At 50.5% G+C, this 14,498-nt stretch carries 10 protein-coding genes; 4 read left to right on the top strand and 6 right to left on the bottom strand.

Annotated features, from left to right (window positions below):
* Positions 1 to 516: 516 nt before the first annotated feature.
* Both Q1A69_RS12785 and Q1A69_RS12780 read right to left on the bottom strand, forming a co-directional pair.
* On the bottom strand, positions 517 to 2,187 hold the full coding sequence (locus tag Q1A69_RS12785; protein ID WP_299585880.1) for a BCCT family transporter: 1,671 nt from the start codon (positions 2,185 to 2,187) through the stop codon (positions 517 to 519).
* Between the two features lie 355 nt (positions 2,188 to 2,542).
* Positions 2,543 to 3,598 carry a DNA-binding protein gene (locus tag Q1A69_RS12780; protein WP_299585877.1) on the bottom strand — a complete coding sequence of 352 codons (1,056 nt, stop codon included), beginning with the start codon at positions 3,596 to 3,598 and terminating at the stop codon, positions 2,543 to 2,545.
* Between the two features lie 192 nt (positions 3,599 to 3,790).
* Here Q1A69_RS12780 and Q1A69_RS12775 point away from each other — a divergent pair, with 192 nt between their 5' ends.
* Positions 3,791 to 4,798 carry a site-specific integrase gene (locus Q1A69_RS12775; protein ID WP_299585875.1) on the top strand — a complete coding sequence of 336 codons (1,008 nt, stop codon included), beginning with the start codon at positions 3,791 to 3,793 and terminating at the stop codon, positions 4,796 to 4,798.
* 179 nt (positions 4,799 to 4,977) lie between these two features.
* Here the strand turns inward: Q1A69_RS12775 and Q1A69_RS12770 are convergent, their stop codons facing one another.
* A complete protein-coding gene (locus Q1A69_RS12770; protein ID WP_299585873.1) occupies positions 4,978 to 5,583 on the bottom strand; it encodes a hypothetical protein in 606 nt (201 codons plus the stop codon).
* A gap of 448 nt (positions 5,584 to 6,031) precedes the next feature.
* Between Q1A69_RS12770 and Q1A69_RS12765 the strand changes: the two genes are divergently transcribed.
* Entirely contained in the window at positions 6,032 to 6,778 is a 747-nt protein-coding gene (locus tag Q1A69_RS12765; protein WP_299585871.1) for an NAD(P)H-dependent oxidoreductase, read from the top strand.
* A 485-nt stretch (positions 6,779 to 7,263) separates the two neighbouring features.
* A complete protein-coding gene (locus tag Q1A69_RS12760; protein WP_299585868.1) occupies positions 7,264 to 8,127 on the top strand; it encodes a mechanosensitive ion channel domain-containing protein in 864 nt (287 codons plus the stop codon).
* A 23-nt stretch (positions 8,128 to 8,150) separates the two neighbouring features.
* Here Q1A69_RS12760 and Q1A69_RS12755 read toward each other — a convergent pair whose 3' ends face one another.
* Positions 8,151 to 9,095: a LysR family transcriptional regulator gene (locus Q1A69_RS12755; RefSeq protein ID WP_299585866.1), complete on the bottom strand. Its 945-nt coding sequence runs from the start codon at positions 9,093 to 9,095 to the stop codon at positions 8,151 to 8,153.
* A gap of 102 nt (positions 9,096 to 9,197) precedes the next feature.
* On the opposite strand from Q1A69_RS12755, the gene Q1A69_RS12750 reads away from it, so the two are divergent.
* Entirely contained in the window at positions 9,198 to 9,791 is a 594-nt protein-coding gene (locus Q1A69_RS12750; RefSeq protein ID WP_299585864.1) for an FMN-dependent NADH-azoreductase, read from the top strand.
* Between the two features lie 77 nt (positions 9,792 to 9,868).
* Here Q1A69_RS12750 and Q1A69_RS12745 read toward each other — a convergent pair whose 3' ends face one another.
* On the bottom strand, positions 9,869 to 13,039 hold the full coding sequence (locus Q1A69_RS12745) for an efflux RND transporter permease subunit (protein ID WP_299585862.1): 3,171 nt from the start codon (positions 13,037 to 13,039) through the stop codon (positions 9,869 to 9,871).
* A 7-nt stretch (positions 13,040 to 13,046) separates the two neighbouring features.
* Positions 13,047 to 14,222, bottom strand: coding sequence for an efflux RND transporter periplasmic adaptor subunit (locus Q1A69_RS12740; RefSeq protein WP_299585860.1), 1,176 nt, complete (start codon positions 14,220 to 14,222; stop codon positions 13,047 to 13,049).
* Positions 14,223 to 14,498: the final 276 nt, after the last annotated feature.

The raw sequence follows: 14,498 nt of genomic DNA, 5'->3' as shown, positions 1-14,498 counted from the left end.
TGTGGAAGCTTACTAGCCTACAGCCAGCTGACCTCTCTCGCTATTGCCAAGTGTGTCGGTTGTTATGGGAATCTAGGGTGACCCAAAAAAAGTGGGCTTATCGATAATTTCTCTGAAATTCTTTGTCAATGTAGTCCTCCAAAGCAGCAAAAGACCGACAAAATAAAAGCAAGCTCGATGTCACATAAAACATGAGGACTGGTGATATGGCAGGAAAGAACTTTTATGAAGGCGGAACAAAGATTTATAAGGTATTTCTTATATTTGGGGCTGAATTCTAACAGGATTAGATATTATTTCAATCCGGGGCATTTAAATGCGACTTGAATGTTATTGTCAAGCTAACTCCCTGAATGTTAACTTGCTGCATTGCCATGAGAAAATTTATAGCCGCTCAATTTACATGATTGCAGACAAGTATCGCCATCTTGGTAAAGTGATAATCATAGGACGAGCGCCCTAAAAGGCAATCAATAGGCTACCAGGTAAAAAGGTAAATCCAGTGATTTCGAGGGTTTAGGTTTTCTTTTGACTGGGTGCTTTTTGATCCCTTGAGTTCCTCGCCTCTGTCTCACTAGATGTTGCCCAGTCACCCTCTTCGCTCCACGGATCATCTTCAGGAAAATCATTTATATAGATTTCTTTCTCTTCGTAACTGGGTTGGTAGCGTAAATCATATTGAGCCGCCTTTACGATAGAGATGCACAGTAACAGAGCCACGATCAATAGCGGGACGCCACCAATAATACTTGCAGTTTGCAGGGCATCCAGACCACCAAGAAACATCAAGGTAATAGGCATTACAGATAGGGTAAACGCCCAAAACAAACGGTTCCAGCGGGCTGGTTCTCCAATAATTTCTTTTTGCACAACAGCAGCGAGGATATAAGATATGGAGTCGAATGTGGTGGCGGTAAAAATTAATGCAAGCACGGTGAAAGCCAATATAACCAGCTTACTCATTGGCAATGTTTGCAATATGGCAAATATTGCCGCAGTTGCCCCCTGCTGGTTGAGCGTTTGCACCACATCCAGCTCTCCAGAAAACTGTAGATAGACGCCATAATTCCCCAGAATCAAGAAAAACAGGAAGCACCCCAGGGTGCCATAGAATATGGCACCAACAACCATTGCTTTAATGGTGCGCCCTCGAGAGATTCTAGCGATAAACAGACCGACACTTGGCGCAAATACTAACCACCAGGCCCAGTAAAAGATGGTCCAATCTTGAGGGACATACGTTTGGGGAAATTGTTTAAATCGACCAAATGGCTCCGTCCAGGTCGCCATATGAAAAAGATTATTCAGGACCTTCCCCAAAGAGTCCAATCCCGCATTCAACATAAATAATGTGGGACCTGCAATAAAGACAAAAGCGAGCAAAAGAATGGATAGCCACATATTGACATTGGAGAGTGTTTGTATTCCCCTTTTCAGTCCAGCAAATACACTACACCCAAAAATAAAAGTGCAAAGCATCAGAATAAAAATTTTCGTGGGTATCCCTGTAGACACACCGAATAGTTCGTGAGCGCCTTCGGAGATTAAAGGGGCAGCAATCCCCAGGGTGGTGGCCCCACCTCCAAGCATACCAAAAACAAAACACACATCGATTAACTTACCAATCCCACCCTTTGCCCGCCTCTCACCCAAAACTGGCATAAGAGCTTCACTTATCTTTAATACGCTGCGATTTCGCACATAATAAAAGTAAGCGATGGGAAGAGCTGGAATGAGGTAAATTGACCAGGCTATAGGCCCCCAGTGAAATATCCCATATGCCATGGCCCACCGTGCCGCCTCGGGAGTGTTTCCTTTTACCTCAAAAGGCGGTGTCTGGTAATAATAAACCCACTCCACCATCGACCAATAAAGAATAGATGCCCCTATACCAGTGCAAAATAACATGGAGGCCCAGGATAGTGTCTTGAACTCCGGCTGCTCCTCGGGCTTCCCGAGTTTAATCTGGCCTATATCACTAAATATGATATAGGTCATAAAGAGTAATGCACCAACTCCAAGTACCAGATAAAACACACCCAACTCATCTGTTACAAAGTTCTTGGCCATGAGTACCCACTGCGCTCCCGACTTTGGATATAAAATGAGCGGTAGGGTAACCATTAAAAGCAAGGTGAGCGCCCCAAAGAAAGTGGGTTTGTCGATGATTTTTTTGAATTCCCCCATCAATACGTCTCTCCGGGGTTTTTATGGGAGCCGAATGGATTTAAACCAGAGCAATCAATTGGATGCAATGCTGCCTCATCAGCCGGATTGCCACAAGAAATGAAAGATTTACTGATAAGTCTAGCTGTATGGATGCCATCAAAAGGGGATATTTTGGGTAACGGGAATAGGTGAGGCTTGACCTGCTCCACACGAAGGTGGCGCCGTTGAGCAATCATCAGCTCAAATAGCCTACGAGCAAGGCAGGCCTTGCTTGAGTGGAGGCGGAGCGATCAAGCGCTTAGTGGTGTATACACCAAGCGAACATCAATCGATCCCACCAAAAAGTATAGAGGGCTTCTGTCAATCTATGAGGTTACGTTTTTAATGAGCGCTCCAACTGGGCAAACTGCCCTTGGATCATGGCTTTTTCCCGAGTAAGAATGCGATTCTCATCGTTGAGCAGTTCAAGTCGATCTCGTGCTGTGATGAGTTCAGACTCAAGCCTCTCCAGCGAATACTGTTGTAGTTGCATCGCCTTTTGGGATGCGGCCTCATCACTTTGCAGCTTTGAAATTTGCTCACGCAAGCCGGTGAGCGCTGCAAGATTGTCCCTTAGCGCAGAACCCCGCTCCTCTGATTGCTGTTTGAGACTTGCGGCTTCCGCGCTCGCGCTACCTATTTGTTCCCTGAGGTCCTGCTTCTCCCGGTTGAGCTCAATAATGAGCGCCTGTGCCTGCTTATAGAGCAGTTCCAGTTCATTGAATCTGCGTTCGGTGAGGGCCTGCTGCTCATGGAGAGCGGCCACCTGGTCCTTCAGTTGCTCCGCGGCTGCACGGTACTGATCCCGCTCATGTTGCCGATCGCTGGCTGTGCGCTGCTGGAAGTGTTCAAAATGATCACGTATATCTCTGTTTTCTTGCTTAACTTCCTCGATCGTTGTCTTTTGCTCGAGGATGCGCTCTGCCGCCTCCTGCCTCTGGTAGTCACTTTTTTCCAGGGCTGCCTGGGTCTGTTCCAGGGCTTGCTTGAGTCTGCGGTTTTCACTTTCAGCAACAGAAAGTTTTTGCTCGACCTCCCTGAGCCTGACGGATTGCTCGCTGGAAGTGGTGCGTATTTCTTCCAGCTGCGCGTTGATCACCGCCTCTTGAGCCTGAAACTCCTGCTGCACCTCCTCTACCCGCTTATCTGCTACCCCCTGAATTCTCTGATGCAACCCTTTCAGGGCCTCAATCAGGTCTTTGGGGAGCCCACTGATATCGGTATCGGTCGTAGATTCATTGCGCCACCGCTTGAGTAGCGGAGCAATTGTGCTTTTGCTGCCGGTACCCAGCTGCTCCCGCACCCGATCCACGGTGGGATCTTCCCCGCGCCCCTTAATCGTCTTTGCCGCCTGGACAATATCCAGATAAGTGACACCAGTGCGTGCCATAAGCTCTTCCTCAGATTATTTCGTTATAAATTACGTATTACGTATTATTACATAATATTTATATTTTGAGTATTTCTTGAATGCCGCCATATAACCTTCGATAATGATTCTTATCGAAGGTTATAATTCTATAATTACCCCCAGATAACGTACCTTTGGTACACAAGAGGGGACCAGAAGCGACTCAAGGCCATGAAAAAACTCACCACCGCATCGACGAGAAGCAATCACAAGCCTCTAACCCCTGTTACACCGAATCAGGTGGGCGAACTACTCACTGAGGAGGCCATCCAGAAATATCTGAGCGCAGCCACTTCAGACAGCACCCGCAGGGCTTATCGCTCGGCCATACGCCAGTTCGAAAAATGGGGCGGCCGACTGCCAACCGATAGCAGTGGACTTGTCCGATACATCCTGAACCGCGCAGAACATCTCAACCCGCGCACCCTGGATCTCCATCTCACCGCCATCGGTCAGTGGCACCAGTACCAGGGCATGTTTAACCCGGTAACAGACGCCTTGGTGCAGAAAACCATGCGGGGAGTTCGCCGCACACACGGCAAGCCAAAGCAAAAATCTAAGGCGCTCAGCCTCCAGCACATAGCCGCTTTGACGCGGTATTTGCGCGAGCAGCCGGCAACAAAGAAGAATGCCAGGGATCTCGCGTTGATTCTGGTTGGGTTCTTTGGTGCTTTCCGGCGCAGTGAACTGGTCGCCATACAGGTGGAGGATCTAATTTGGGAGGAGGAGGGCCTCATTGTAAGACTTCCCAAGTCGAAGACGGATCAGAGCGGTCAAGGTATGATGCGCGCCCTGCCCTACGGCTCCCCCGGAGCTTGCCCGGCAAAAGCACTCCGATCCTGGCTGGAGGCTGGCGGCATTGACAGTGGCCCTGTATTTCGTGCGGTAAATCGCTGGGGCTCCATCCAAGAAAGGCAACTGAATCCTACCGCCATCAATGACTTGCTGAAAAAGCTAGGTTTGGCCTGTGGCTTTGAGTTTGTCGATGAACTCAGCAGCCACAGCTTTCGTCGAGGCCTCTCCACGTCTGCCGCTCGGGAAAAAGTGGGATTTGAACTTATTAAGAAACAAGGCGGCTGGAAGAGTGATGCCACGGTGTGGGAGTACATCGAAGAAGGGCAGCAATTTAGCGAAAATGCTTCCGCCATTTTGATGAAGAAAATGGCGGAGCTGTTATAGCTCTGGCTGGGTCATTACGCTCTTGATACCAACGGTGGTTGGCGGCTAACTACAAGATACCGCCACCATTAAATATACGGATCAACCGCTGGGTTGAACCTTAATCTATGATTCTAAACTGGGAGACCCTTCACGAAGTGCCCCCCAAACCATTCGCCCGAAGTAGCAGTCTTCAGCTGCTAGTTATTTTGCCCCTGCTGCTTGTGCGTCTTATCAAAAATCGCTTCCCATTCCTGGTTGAACTGTGATGGCATTGGTTTAGGGCTCTTTTTGAACAGCACAACACCCACATGAGCCTCATGGTTGTGGGGTTCAGAAGTCACCTCTTCAACAAATCCATGCATTATTCCTTTGCTGTCCAGGATGAAACTGCCGGAACTCTCATCGGAAACATCGACGGTCACTATATGAGTGGTTTCGCCCATTTTAGAAAAAGCAAAGATGCCGATATCTTGACCGGTGGTCATGCCATCTTTGGACTCTTCGACCGCGCTGAGCTGATGCTTTATATCGGCAGGCTTTTTGATAGTATCCATAAATCTACCTCCCCCCCCTGACTTCGTCACCTTAAAAACTTTAAAGGTTCGGCAATATTGGTTCTTTTTTAGCGTTAAGGCGCTTGTACTATGCTCGTATAGCATAAAAGACTCGTCAGCGATTGCACACCAAACTCCATCCAAACGGTTCTTCGTATCGGGGTTGGCTTGGATTGAATTTGGATAAGAGACTAATAACACTACAGCCCCGAGCAACAGAATACTGAGATGAGCTTGTTTAATCTTCATAGTGTTTACCTGTTTGGTGAAGGGGCCGCTATGTGGGGATGCCTAGCGAATGATTCGAACTCCATTGAGAAAGACCGGTCGGTACAAACTGAGTGACTAACACCTTAAGTATTACCACTCCACCAGCTGCAGAAATTTAGTTTCTCATTTTTATCCTGCCAGCCTAAATGACAGCTGCCCGTCGCTAGATAACCAGCAACCGGATAACCTCCTCAGGGCATTCACCCAACGAGTTTAATGATGGAAATAAGTCTGATTGAAAAATCACAGATAGCCATGAGAAGTTATTCTCATAATTTTAGTGACAAAGTATGGGGCGCAACCATAAAGCGATAGGCTAGTATTTTAGCTTTGTAATCCCCTGCATCTTTAGCTCCGGAATTACAAAAACCGCCATTCGCTTCTCTTAATACCTAATTTATAGGTAGATCATTCGAGGAGGCCAACGATGCCCCTAAAGCCAGCGCAAATAGAAGAATGTGAATCCAGCCCTTGGAGTTTCTCAGACCTAAAAGCCCTATTCCTTAATTGCACGCTAAAACCAACACCGGAACTCTCACACACAGAAGGACTAATTAACCTTTCCCAAGAGATTATGGAGCGCAATAGTGTTTCGGTATCGGTTCTCAGGCCGGTAGACCATGACATTGCCTTTGGCATCTATCCGAATATGACAGAACACGGCTGGGAAAACGATGAGTGGCCCACTATCTACAAACAGGTCAAAGAGGCCGACATACTGGTGCTCACCACCCCAATCTGGCTCGGTGAAAAATCCTCAATCTGTACGCAAACAATAGAACGCCTCTACGCCAATTCATCAAACCTCAATGAAAGGGGGCAGTATGCCTACTATGGAAAAGTGGGTGGTTGTTTGATCACTGGTAATGAGGATGGCGCTAAGCACTGTGCAATGAATATTCTCTACTCTCTACAGCATCTAGGCTTTCTCATACCTCCTCAGGCGGATGCCGGCTGGGTTGGCGAAGCCGGCCCCGGCCCCTCATATCTCGACCCAGAATCAGGAGGACCGGAGAATGACTTTACCAATCGCAACACCGCCTTTATGACCTGGAATCTTTTGCATATGGCACGAATGCTCAAGGATGCCGGCGGAGTTCCCGCCCATGGTAACCAGCGCTCCGCCTGGGACGCAGGTTGTCGGCCGGACTTCCCCAATCCCGATTATCGCTAAAGCGCTGATAGACGCTGGGCATCGACTCGGTGAGTTGATCATTTGGACCGACCAGAGGACTAAGGAACCTCTGGCTTTGAATGTACTTTACATATCAAGGCGCTGCTTTGTGGAAATGTCTGAACCTTTCAAAAAGCTCCAAAGCAATGTTTGGGGCGCTCTGAAAGCCCCGTCGGACGGGCCTTGGGGCTGTAACGGCTGAGCTTGTAGGTCCTGCCACTTCCGATGAGCGCCTCGAACATCTGCGCCCTCAAGATCCGCAGAGCGATTACGGAATTATTCAGCGGCCGCCTAAATTTATGAACGGATCAGAGACCTCTATATTTTCCATCAGGAATATTTACAAGCAGGGACCTAAGGAGATACATTGCGCCACCTTTTAGCCCCACCAAACCTCTCTCGGCCGAATATCCATCAGCTATGCTTGCCGGACAATAGTCAGAGGAGGTTGTTGTATTTAGCCCCATCGAGGAATGCGTTTTCGAATGAAACCCGAGATACTGGAACATATTCTCGCAAGTAAACTTTTTATCAGCTTCTGTGTCATCGTAGTTATTTTATTGCTGCGTGGGTTCTTTACGCTTGCGATTGTCCGCAGTAACTGGGCTAAGGCAGATAAGCGTCGCCGGATTAATACGGTACATAACATTGGTAATCTGCTGCTGGTAATTGGTGTTATTGCCGTTTGGATCACAGAACTACGCGAATTTGCTTTATCGATAGCCGCCTTCTCGGTAGCCATTGTCCTTGCTTTGAGGGAAGTCGTTCAGTGTCTGGTTGGCGGCCTATATCAAGCCAACATGCGCTCTTTCACTGTTGGTGACTGGATCCGTGTGGGTGATCAGTTTGGAGAGGTTACGGACAGCGACTGGTTGAGCACCACCTTATTGGAGATAGACCCACATGGTCTGGGTAATGGCTATACAGGCACAACGCTCTATATCCCCAATAATGCATTCTTTACCCAACCGGTAAAGAACTTAAATTTTATGCGCCGCTATATCGAGCACACGTTCTCAATTACTCGGGAGCGGAGCGAGGTTAACCCTTTTGAGGCAAAAAAATTTCTCGCAGAGCGCCTGAAGGAGCACTGCGATTCCTTTCGGGAAGTTGCCGAACGCTACTGCAAGCTCATTGAGAATCGTATGGGCGTGGAGCTGACAGGCCCCGATGCAAAGGTAAGTATTACAACCAATGAGCTTGGGCACGATGTCATCACTGCTAAGATATTCTGCCCGCGAGAGGAGGCGACTAACATCGAACAACTGGTAACGGAAGACTTCTACAACTTTTGGTTCGAGAAGACTAAAAAGTTGAAAACTGAGCAGCAAGGAATTGAGCTGGCATGAGGATGCCCCCCTACTACTTTTTATTATGGTGAGGCTTGTTCATTAGCCTCCAACTCTCCCAGGCGCTGGCGGATAATCTCCGCCAATCGCCGAGCTCCAGGACCGATATCATCTCGGTTAGGATAAATCAGGTACATTGGCACCACTCTCTCACTCCCCCCCTGCAAAGGAAGTATTTTTAGACTCTTCTCTGATAGTTCATTAAGGATCTTATCTTTCGGCAACCATGAAAAGCCATGTCCTTTACAGGCAGCGCCGATAACAGAGGATATATTGCTTAGTGTCCACCGCTTCGCTACTTCAACCGTCAGCGTTTTGCCGTCACTCTGGGGGTTGGAATCCCGCACCAGTAAGTGCCGGTAGTTGCGTAAATCATTCACGGTCAGCGTTCGATTTAGCTGATGTAATGGATGCTCGGGATGGGCAACGGGGATAACACGTGGAGAGGCTGGCAGCAGCTCACCGTTGTGAGCAAGGGGGATACGCGGATCGATGGCAAAATCTACCTTTCCTTTTTGTAGTACTTCAAGTGCACCACTAATCACCGTTTCATAGACCTCAACCCGGGTCTGCGGGCTCTCCTCCCCAAATAACGCCAAGCAATCGAGCATCAACCACATAGGGAACAACACTTCTACAGAAATTGAAATCTGCGATTCCCACCCGACGGATGCCCTACGTGCGGATAATTCCAGGGCGGAAGCATCTTCTAACAATTGCCGAGCATGACGGTACAACATATCGCCCGCTGTCGTCAGCACCGCTTTGCGTCCACTAATTGTGAAAGCAGCCACTCCAAGCACGGACTCTAGCTTTTGCACTGCATAGCTCACTGAAGATTGGCTCTTATGCAAACGTTCTGCTGCCTGAGCGTATCCTCCACCCTCTACAACGGCTACCAAACAGCGCCACTGCTCAAGGGTGATCTTCGGGTTTGTTGAATATTGATTTCCGAACTGACTAGGCATAATCGAATTTTTAGATGTATTTCAGCGAATATTTCTAATTTTTAATCGATTCATTCAATGTTTCAATAGCATTCAAGCAATTCAATTCATTTGGAGACCGTTATGGCAAAGTTACTTAACATCCAATCCAGCATGTTCCAAGCCGGTGGCCAGACCTCCCAGCTCGCCACAAAATATGTCCAGAACTGGAAAATGAACAACCCCAACGGGGAAGTGGTTCAACGTGATCTTGCCGCGCACCCCATCCCCCATTTGGATCTTGATCGCTTCCAAGCTTTCACCACTCCGGCTGAACAGCGAACCTCAGAACAACAGGCCGTGGCTGATTTTTCTGACAAACTGATCGAAGAGATCTCCTCGGCCGATGTCCTGGTATTGGGTGTACCTATGTACAACTTCGCCATCCCCTCCACATTGCACACCTACTTTGACCACATTGCTCGGGCTGGTATCACTTTCCGCTACACAGCCAATGGACCCGAAGGATTATTAGAAAATAAAAAGGCCATCATCTTTATCGCTCGCGGTGGCTATTACGGTGACGACCATGCACAGAGTGCATTTCTTCGTCAGTTCCTCGGTTTTGTGGGTATCACCGATGTAGAGTTTGTCTATATTGAGGGGCTTGCAACGGGTGATGAGGCCAAAGAAAAAGCCGTGACGGCGGCAAATGAGCGGATTTGTGAACTTGCTTAAAGTTCTAGGTGATTCAGGGCTAATGAGAAACCAAAAGGCCAGGCTGTATTATCCAACCTGGCCTTTCAGATAAAAATTTACAAAGATTCTACAGCCACTGCCTCTCTGTGTTCAGCAGCTTCAACTGGTGAAGAATCAGCTTTATCCACTGTTCGACCAAACAGTCTCTGCACCACCACAAAAAACAAGGGAATGAAGAAAATCCCAAGAATTGTACCCACGAGCATGCCGCCCAGCACTCCGGTGCCGATGGCACGCTGCGCACCGGAACCCGCTCCGGTGGCAATCGCCAAAGGGAGTACACCCAAGCCGAAAGCCAGGGAAGTCATCAGGATCGGGCGCAGGCGATCGCGCACTGCATGCATGGTCGCTTCCACCAACTCCATACCGCTTTCCAGGTTTTGCTTGGCAAACTCCACAATCAGGATAGCGTTCTTGCTGGTCAGGCCTACGGTGGTCAGCATGGCCACCTGGAAGTAAATGTCCCGCTCCATACCACGCAAACTATTAGCGAGTACAGCTCCGAGAATACCCAGGGGCGCCATCAGCAATACTGCCGTCGGTACCGTCCAACTCTCATAAAGTGCGGCGAGGCAGAGGAAAACGATCAATAAGGAAAGAATATAGAGCAGGGGTGTTTGTGCACCGGCGGCGCGCTCCTGATAGGAAAGGCCACTCCACTCTATACCAATCCCCGCCGGCAATTGGGCCACCAAGTTCTCCACTTCCGCCATGGCTTCACCAGAGCTGACCCCCGGTGCGGCCTGACCATTGATTTGCATAGACGGTACGCCGTTATAGCGTTCAAGACGGGGAGATCCGTACTCCCAGGCGAAGCTGGCGAAAGAGGATAAAGGCACCATATCGCCTTTATCATTGCGCACGGACCACAGCTGGAAGTCCTCCGGCGCCATGCGATACGGAGCGTCTGCCTGCATATAAACCCGTTTGACCCGCCCGCGATCGATAAAGTCATCGACATAGGAGCCTCCCCAGGCGGTACTCAGCGCACTGTTAATATCGGCAATAGACAAGCCGAGGGCCGCAGCCTTGGCGTTGTCGATTTTCACTCGAAACTGGGGCGTATCCTCCTGGCCGTTGGGGCGCACGTTGGACAATAATTTGCTCTGTCCAGCCATCCCCAGGAATTGGTTGCGCGCGCCAGTGAGAGCCTCATGCCCCAGGTTGCCGTTGTCCTTTAGGTAGAAATTGAAGCCGCCAGAAGAGCCCAGCTCTGGCAGAGGCGGCGGTGCAAAGGCGAAGGCCATGGCATCTTTGATTTGCATCAGTGCGCCCATTGCGCGCATGGCTACCGCTCCGGCACTTTGTGATTCCTCTTCCCGCTCAGACCAGTCTTCCATATTCACAAAGGCGATACCGGTATTCTGGCCGCTGCCGGCAAAGCTAAAGCCTTGCACCGAAAATACCGACTTCACAGTGCCCTGCTCGTTATCCAGGAACTGGTCTTCCACTTTACGAATCGATTCCATCGTGCGCTCCTGGGTCGCACCCACGGGCGCCTGCACCATAGAGAAGAGCACACCTTGGTCTTCCTCCGGCAGGAAGGAGCTGGGTAGGCGTAGGAACAAAAAGACCATAACGGCCGAAAGAGCGGCAAACAGCAGCATAAAGCGACCACTGCGCTTGAGAATGCCTTGCACTCCGCCCTGGTAACGCTGGCTACCTCGCTCGAAGTTTCGATTGAACCAACCGAAGAAACCTTTCTCCCCTTGGCTTTCACCTTCTGAGAGCGGTTTGAGCAGCGTCGCACAAAGTGCGGGCGTCAGGACAATTGCTACCAGTACCGATAGGGCCATAGCCGCCACAATGGTTGCTGAGAACTGGCGATAGATTACACCGGTAGCGCCATCCATAAATGCCATAGGGACAAACACTGCCGACAGCACCACACCGATACCAACCAGCGCGGCGGTGATCTGGTGCATGGACTTTTTCGTGGCCTCCTTTGGAGATAGCCCCTTTTCGCGCATCACTCGCTCTACGTTCTCCACCACCACGATGGCATCATCCACCAGCAGACCGATGGCCAATACCATGGCAAACATGGTGAGCATATTGACCGAAAAACCCAATGCGGCAAGTACGGCAAAGGTACCCAGCAACACCACCGGCACCGCAATTGTGGGTATTAAGGTTGCGCGGAAGTTCTGCAGGAACAGGTACATCACCAGGAAGACCAGCACGATCGCTTCAATCAAAGTACTGATAACGCCTTTGATGGAGACCTCGACAAATGGCGTGGTATCAAAAGGTACGACCGAGGTTAGCCCTCGTGGGAAGAAGGGTTCCAACTCCTTAAGTTTCGCCTTAACCCCCTCAGCGGTTTCCAACGCATTGGCACCAGTAGCCAGATTAATGGCGATACCGGTTGCCGGCTGACGGTTGTAACGGGAGATAAACTCGTAATTCTCCGCCCCAAGCTCAACACGGGCAATATCCCCGAGGCGCAGCAGGGAGCCGTCTTTATTGGCACGCACTACGATTTCCCGAAACTGCTCCGGGGTTTGCAAGCGCCCTTGGGAAGTAATCGAGGCATTGAGTTGCTGCCCCGGTACCGCCGGGGCGCCGCCAAGGCTACCTACGGCTACCTGGGCATTCTGCGCGCGTACTGCCGCCGCTATATCAGAGGGCGCAAGATCGTAGGTGGTCAGCTTATTGGGGTCGAGCCAGATACGCATGGCGTACTTGGAGCCGAACACCTGCACATTGCCAACGCCGGGCACTCGACTGACCGGGTCCACAATGGCTGAATTGATGTAGTCGGCAATATCGTTGCGGTTCATGCTGCCGTCTTCGGACACGAAGCCCGCAACCATCAGGAAGCCGCCGCGGGACTTACTGACGTTCACCCCCTGTAGTTGCACCTCCTGGGGCAGCAGTGGCATTGCCAGCTGTACTTTGTTCTGGACCTGTACCTGGGCGGTATCCGGGTCGGTACCATTCTCAAATGTGAGGGAGATGGATACACCGCCGTTAGACTGACTGGTGGCAGACATATAAAGAAGGCCATCGAGGCCTTTCATATTCCGCTCCAGAATTTGCGTGACCGAGTCCTCCACCACTTTGGCGGAAGCACCGGGATAGTTCGCCTCGATATTGACGGAGGGTGGCGCGATATTTGGATAACGCTCCACCGCCAGCTTACTGATCGACAGGACACCCGCCAGCATGGTGATAATTGCCAGGACCCAAGCAAAAATGGGCCGGTTGATAAAAAAACTCGCCATAACTACCTCAGGAACCCTGCTTAACAGCGGTTTGTTCTTCGTCAGCCGCAGCAGGTGGTTGTGCGTCTTCACGTTCGCTGGGCTGGACCGGGGCCCCGGGGCGAATCTTCTGCAATCCGGCAATTACCACGCGGTCACCAGCCTGAAGTCCCTCTTCGACCAGCCAGTGATTGCCGACTGTGCGGCTCACTCGCACGGACCGCTGGGCAACAATATTCTCTTCGTTGACGACCATGGCCGAAGTATTGCCCTTCGGGTCCCGCGCGATGCTCTGCTGGGGTACCAGAATGGCATTGTCTCGCACACCACTGCCCACAAGGGCCCGCACATACATGCCCGGAAGCAACATATTGTCTGGATTGGGTACGACTACTCGCAGCAACACGCTGCCGGTAGAGGGGTCAACACTCGCCTCAGCAAACTCCAGTTTGCCTTGATGCTCATATTCACTGCCATCCTCCAACAAAATCGTCACTGGCAAATGAGCGGCATCGGACAGAGTGCCCGCCTGTAAAGAGCGGCGAAGGCTAACCAGCTCTGCGGCGGATTGAGTAACATCCACATAGATCGGGTCCAGCTGTTGCACTGTGGCCAAAGTTGCAGCCTGATTGGCCGTCACTAAAGCGCCCTGGGTCACGGTCGATTTACCGATACGACCGGTGATCGGTGCGGTAATCTGGGCATATTCCACCTGAATTTCCTTTCTCTGCAACTCGGCCCTGGCCGCTGCCACATCGGCGCGCGCCACTTGCAGATCTGCCTCTGCAGCGTCATTTTCCTGCTTACTCACTGCGCCACTCGCAACAAGGCCTGCGGTGCGCTCCGCTTTTAGCCGCCCAATATGCATGGCCGCATTGGCGCGTTGTAGTTTCGCTCGGGCACTGGCCACATCGGTTTGGTAAATGGCGTCATCTAGCTGGTAGAGCGGCTGATTTGCATCGACACGCCCCCCTTCACGGAACAATTGCTGTTTTATGATGCCACTAACCTGTGGACGGACTTCCGCCACCTTGAAAGGCGACGTGCGTCCGGGCAATTCCCTCGTAAGGGTGACAGACTCAGATTCCAAGGTGACCACTGTTACCTGCGGCGCCATCATTGGCGGTGCGGAGACATTTTCATCACAGGCGGAAAGCAATGAGCTTGTGACCACAAGACTGATGAATGCTTTTTTATTGAGCATGAATACCTCGATCAGGGCCTGACAGCCTGGGGACAGCAGTCAGTTACGGGGGAAATAGTAGACGTGACAGGAAGGTCCGACTCCAATGGATTGGTATTTTATGGGTAGTGATGAAACTCGATCAACTATTCATCAGCGTGTAATAATCGACTAAGATGCACTTTTACCCAGTGTTTTCAAGGGTTTGCACGAAGGTCTCATTTGTTTATCTTGCGGTGAAAGGCTGTGAATTTACGGTCAAATGAGGCGATTATGATAAAGAAGAAGCTGCTGTTT

This window comes from uncultured Microbulbifer sp. (genome assembly GCF_947498635.1).
Taxonomy (GTDB): domain Bacteria; phylum Pseudomonadota; class Gammaproteobacteria; order Pseudomonadales; family Cellvibrionaceae; genus Microbulbifer; species Microbulbifer echini.
Note: the sequence above shows the minus strand (reverse complement) of the source record. Positions and strands in the feature narration are given on the sequence as shown.

Bases quoted from the DNA above. Each gene is read 5' to 3' on its own strand.
- Q1A69_RS12770 (WP_299585873.1), bottom strand. From the start codon at position 5,583: ATGAAGATTAAACAAGCTCATCTCAGTATTCTGTTGCTCGGGGCTGTA.
- Q1A69_RS12755 (WP_299585866.1), bottom strand. From the start codon at position 9,095: ATGCCTAGTCAGTTCGGAAATCAATATTCAACAAACCCGAAGATCACC.
- Q1A69_RS12750 (WP_299585864.1), top strand. From the start codon at position 9,198: ATGGCAAAGTTACTTAACATCCAATCCAGCATGTTCCAAGCCGGTGGC.
- Q1A69_RS12765 (WP_299585871.1), top strand. From the start codon at position 6,032: ATGCCCCTAAAGCCAGCGCAAATAGAAGAATGTGAATCCAGCCCTTGG.
- Q1A69_RS12775 (WP_299585875.1), top strand. From the start codon at position 3,791: ATGAAAAAACTCACCACCGCATCGACGAGAAGCAATCACAAGCCTCTA.
- Q1A69_RS12740 (WP_299585860.1), bottom strand. From the start codon at position 14,222: ATGCTCAATAAAAAAGCATTCATCAGTCTTGTGGTCACAAGCTCATTG.
- Q1A69_RS12785 (WP_299585880.1), bottom strand. From the start codon at position 2,187: ATGGGGGAATTCAAAAAAATCATCGACAAACCCACTTTCTTTGGGGCG.
- Q1A69_RS12745 (WP_299585862.1), bottom strand. From the start codon at position 13,039: ATGGCGAGTTTTTTTATCAACCGGCCCATTTTTGCTTGGGTCCTGGCA.
- Q1A69_RS12760 (WP_299585868.1), top strand. From the start codon at position 7,264: ATGAAACCCGAGATACTGGAACATATTCTCGCAAGTAAACTTTTTATC.
- Q1A69_RS12780 (WP_299585877.1), bottom strand. From the start codon at position 3,598: ATGGCACGCACTGGTGTCACTTATCTGGATATTGTCCAGGCGGCAAAG.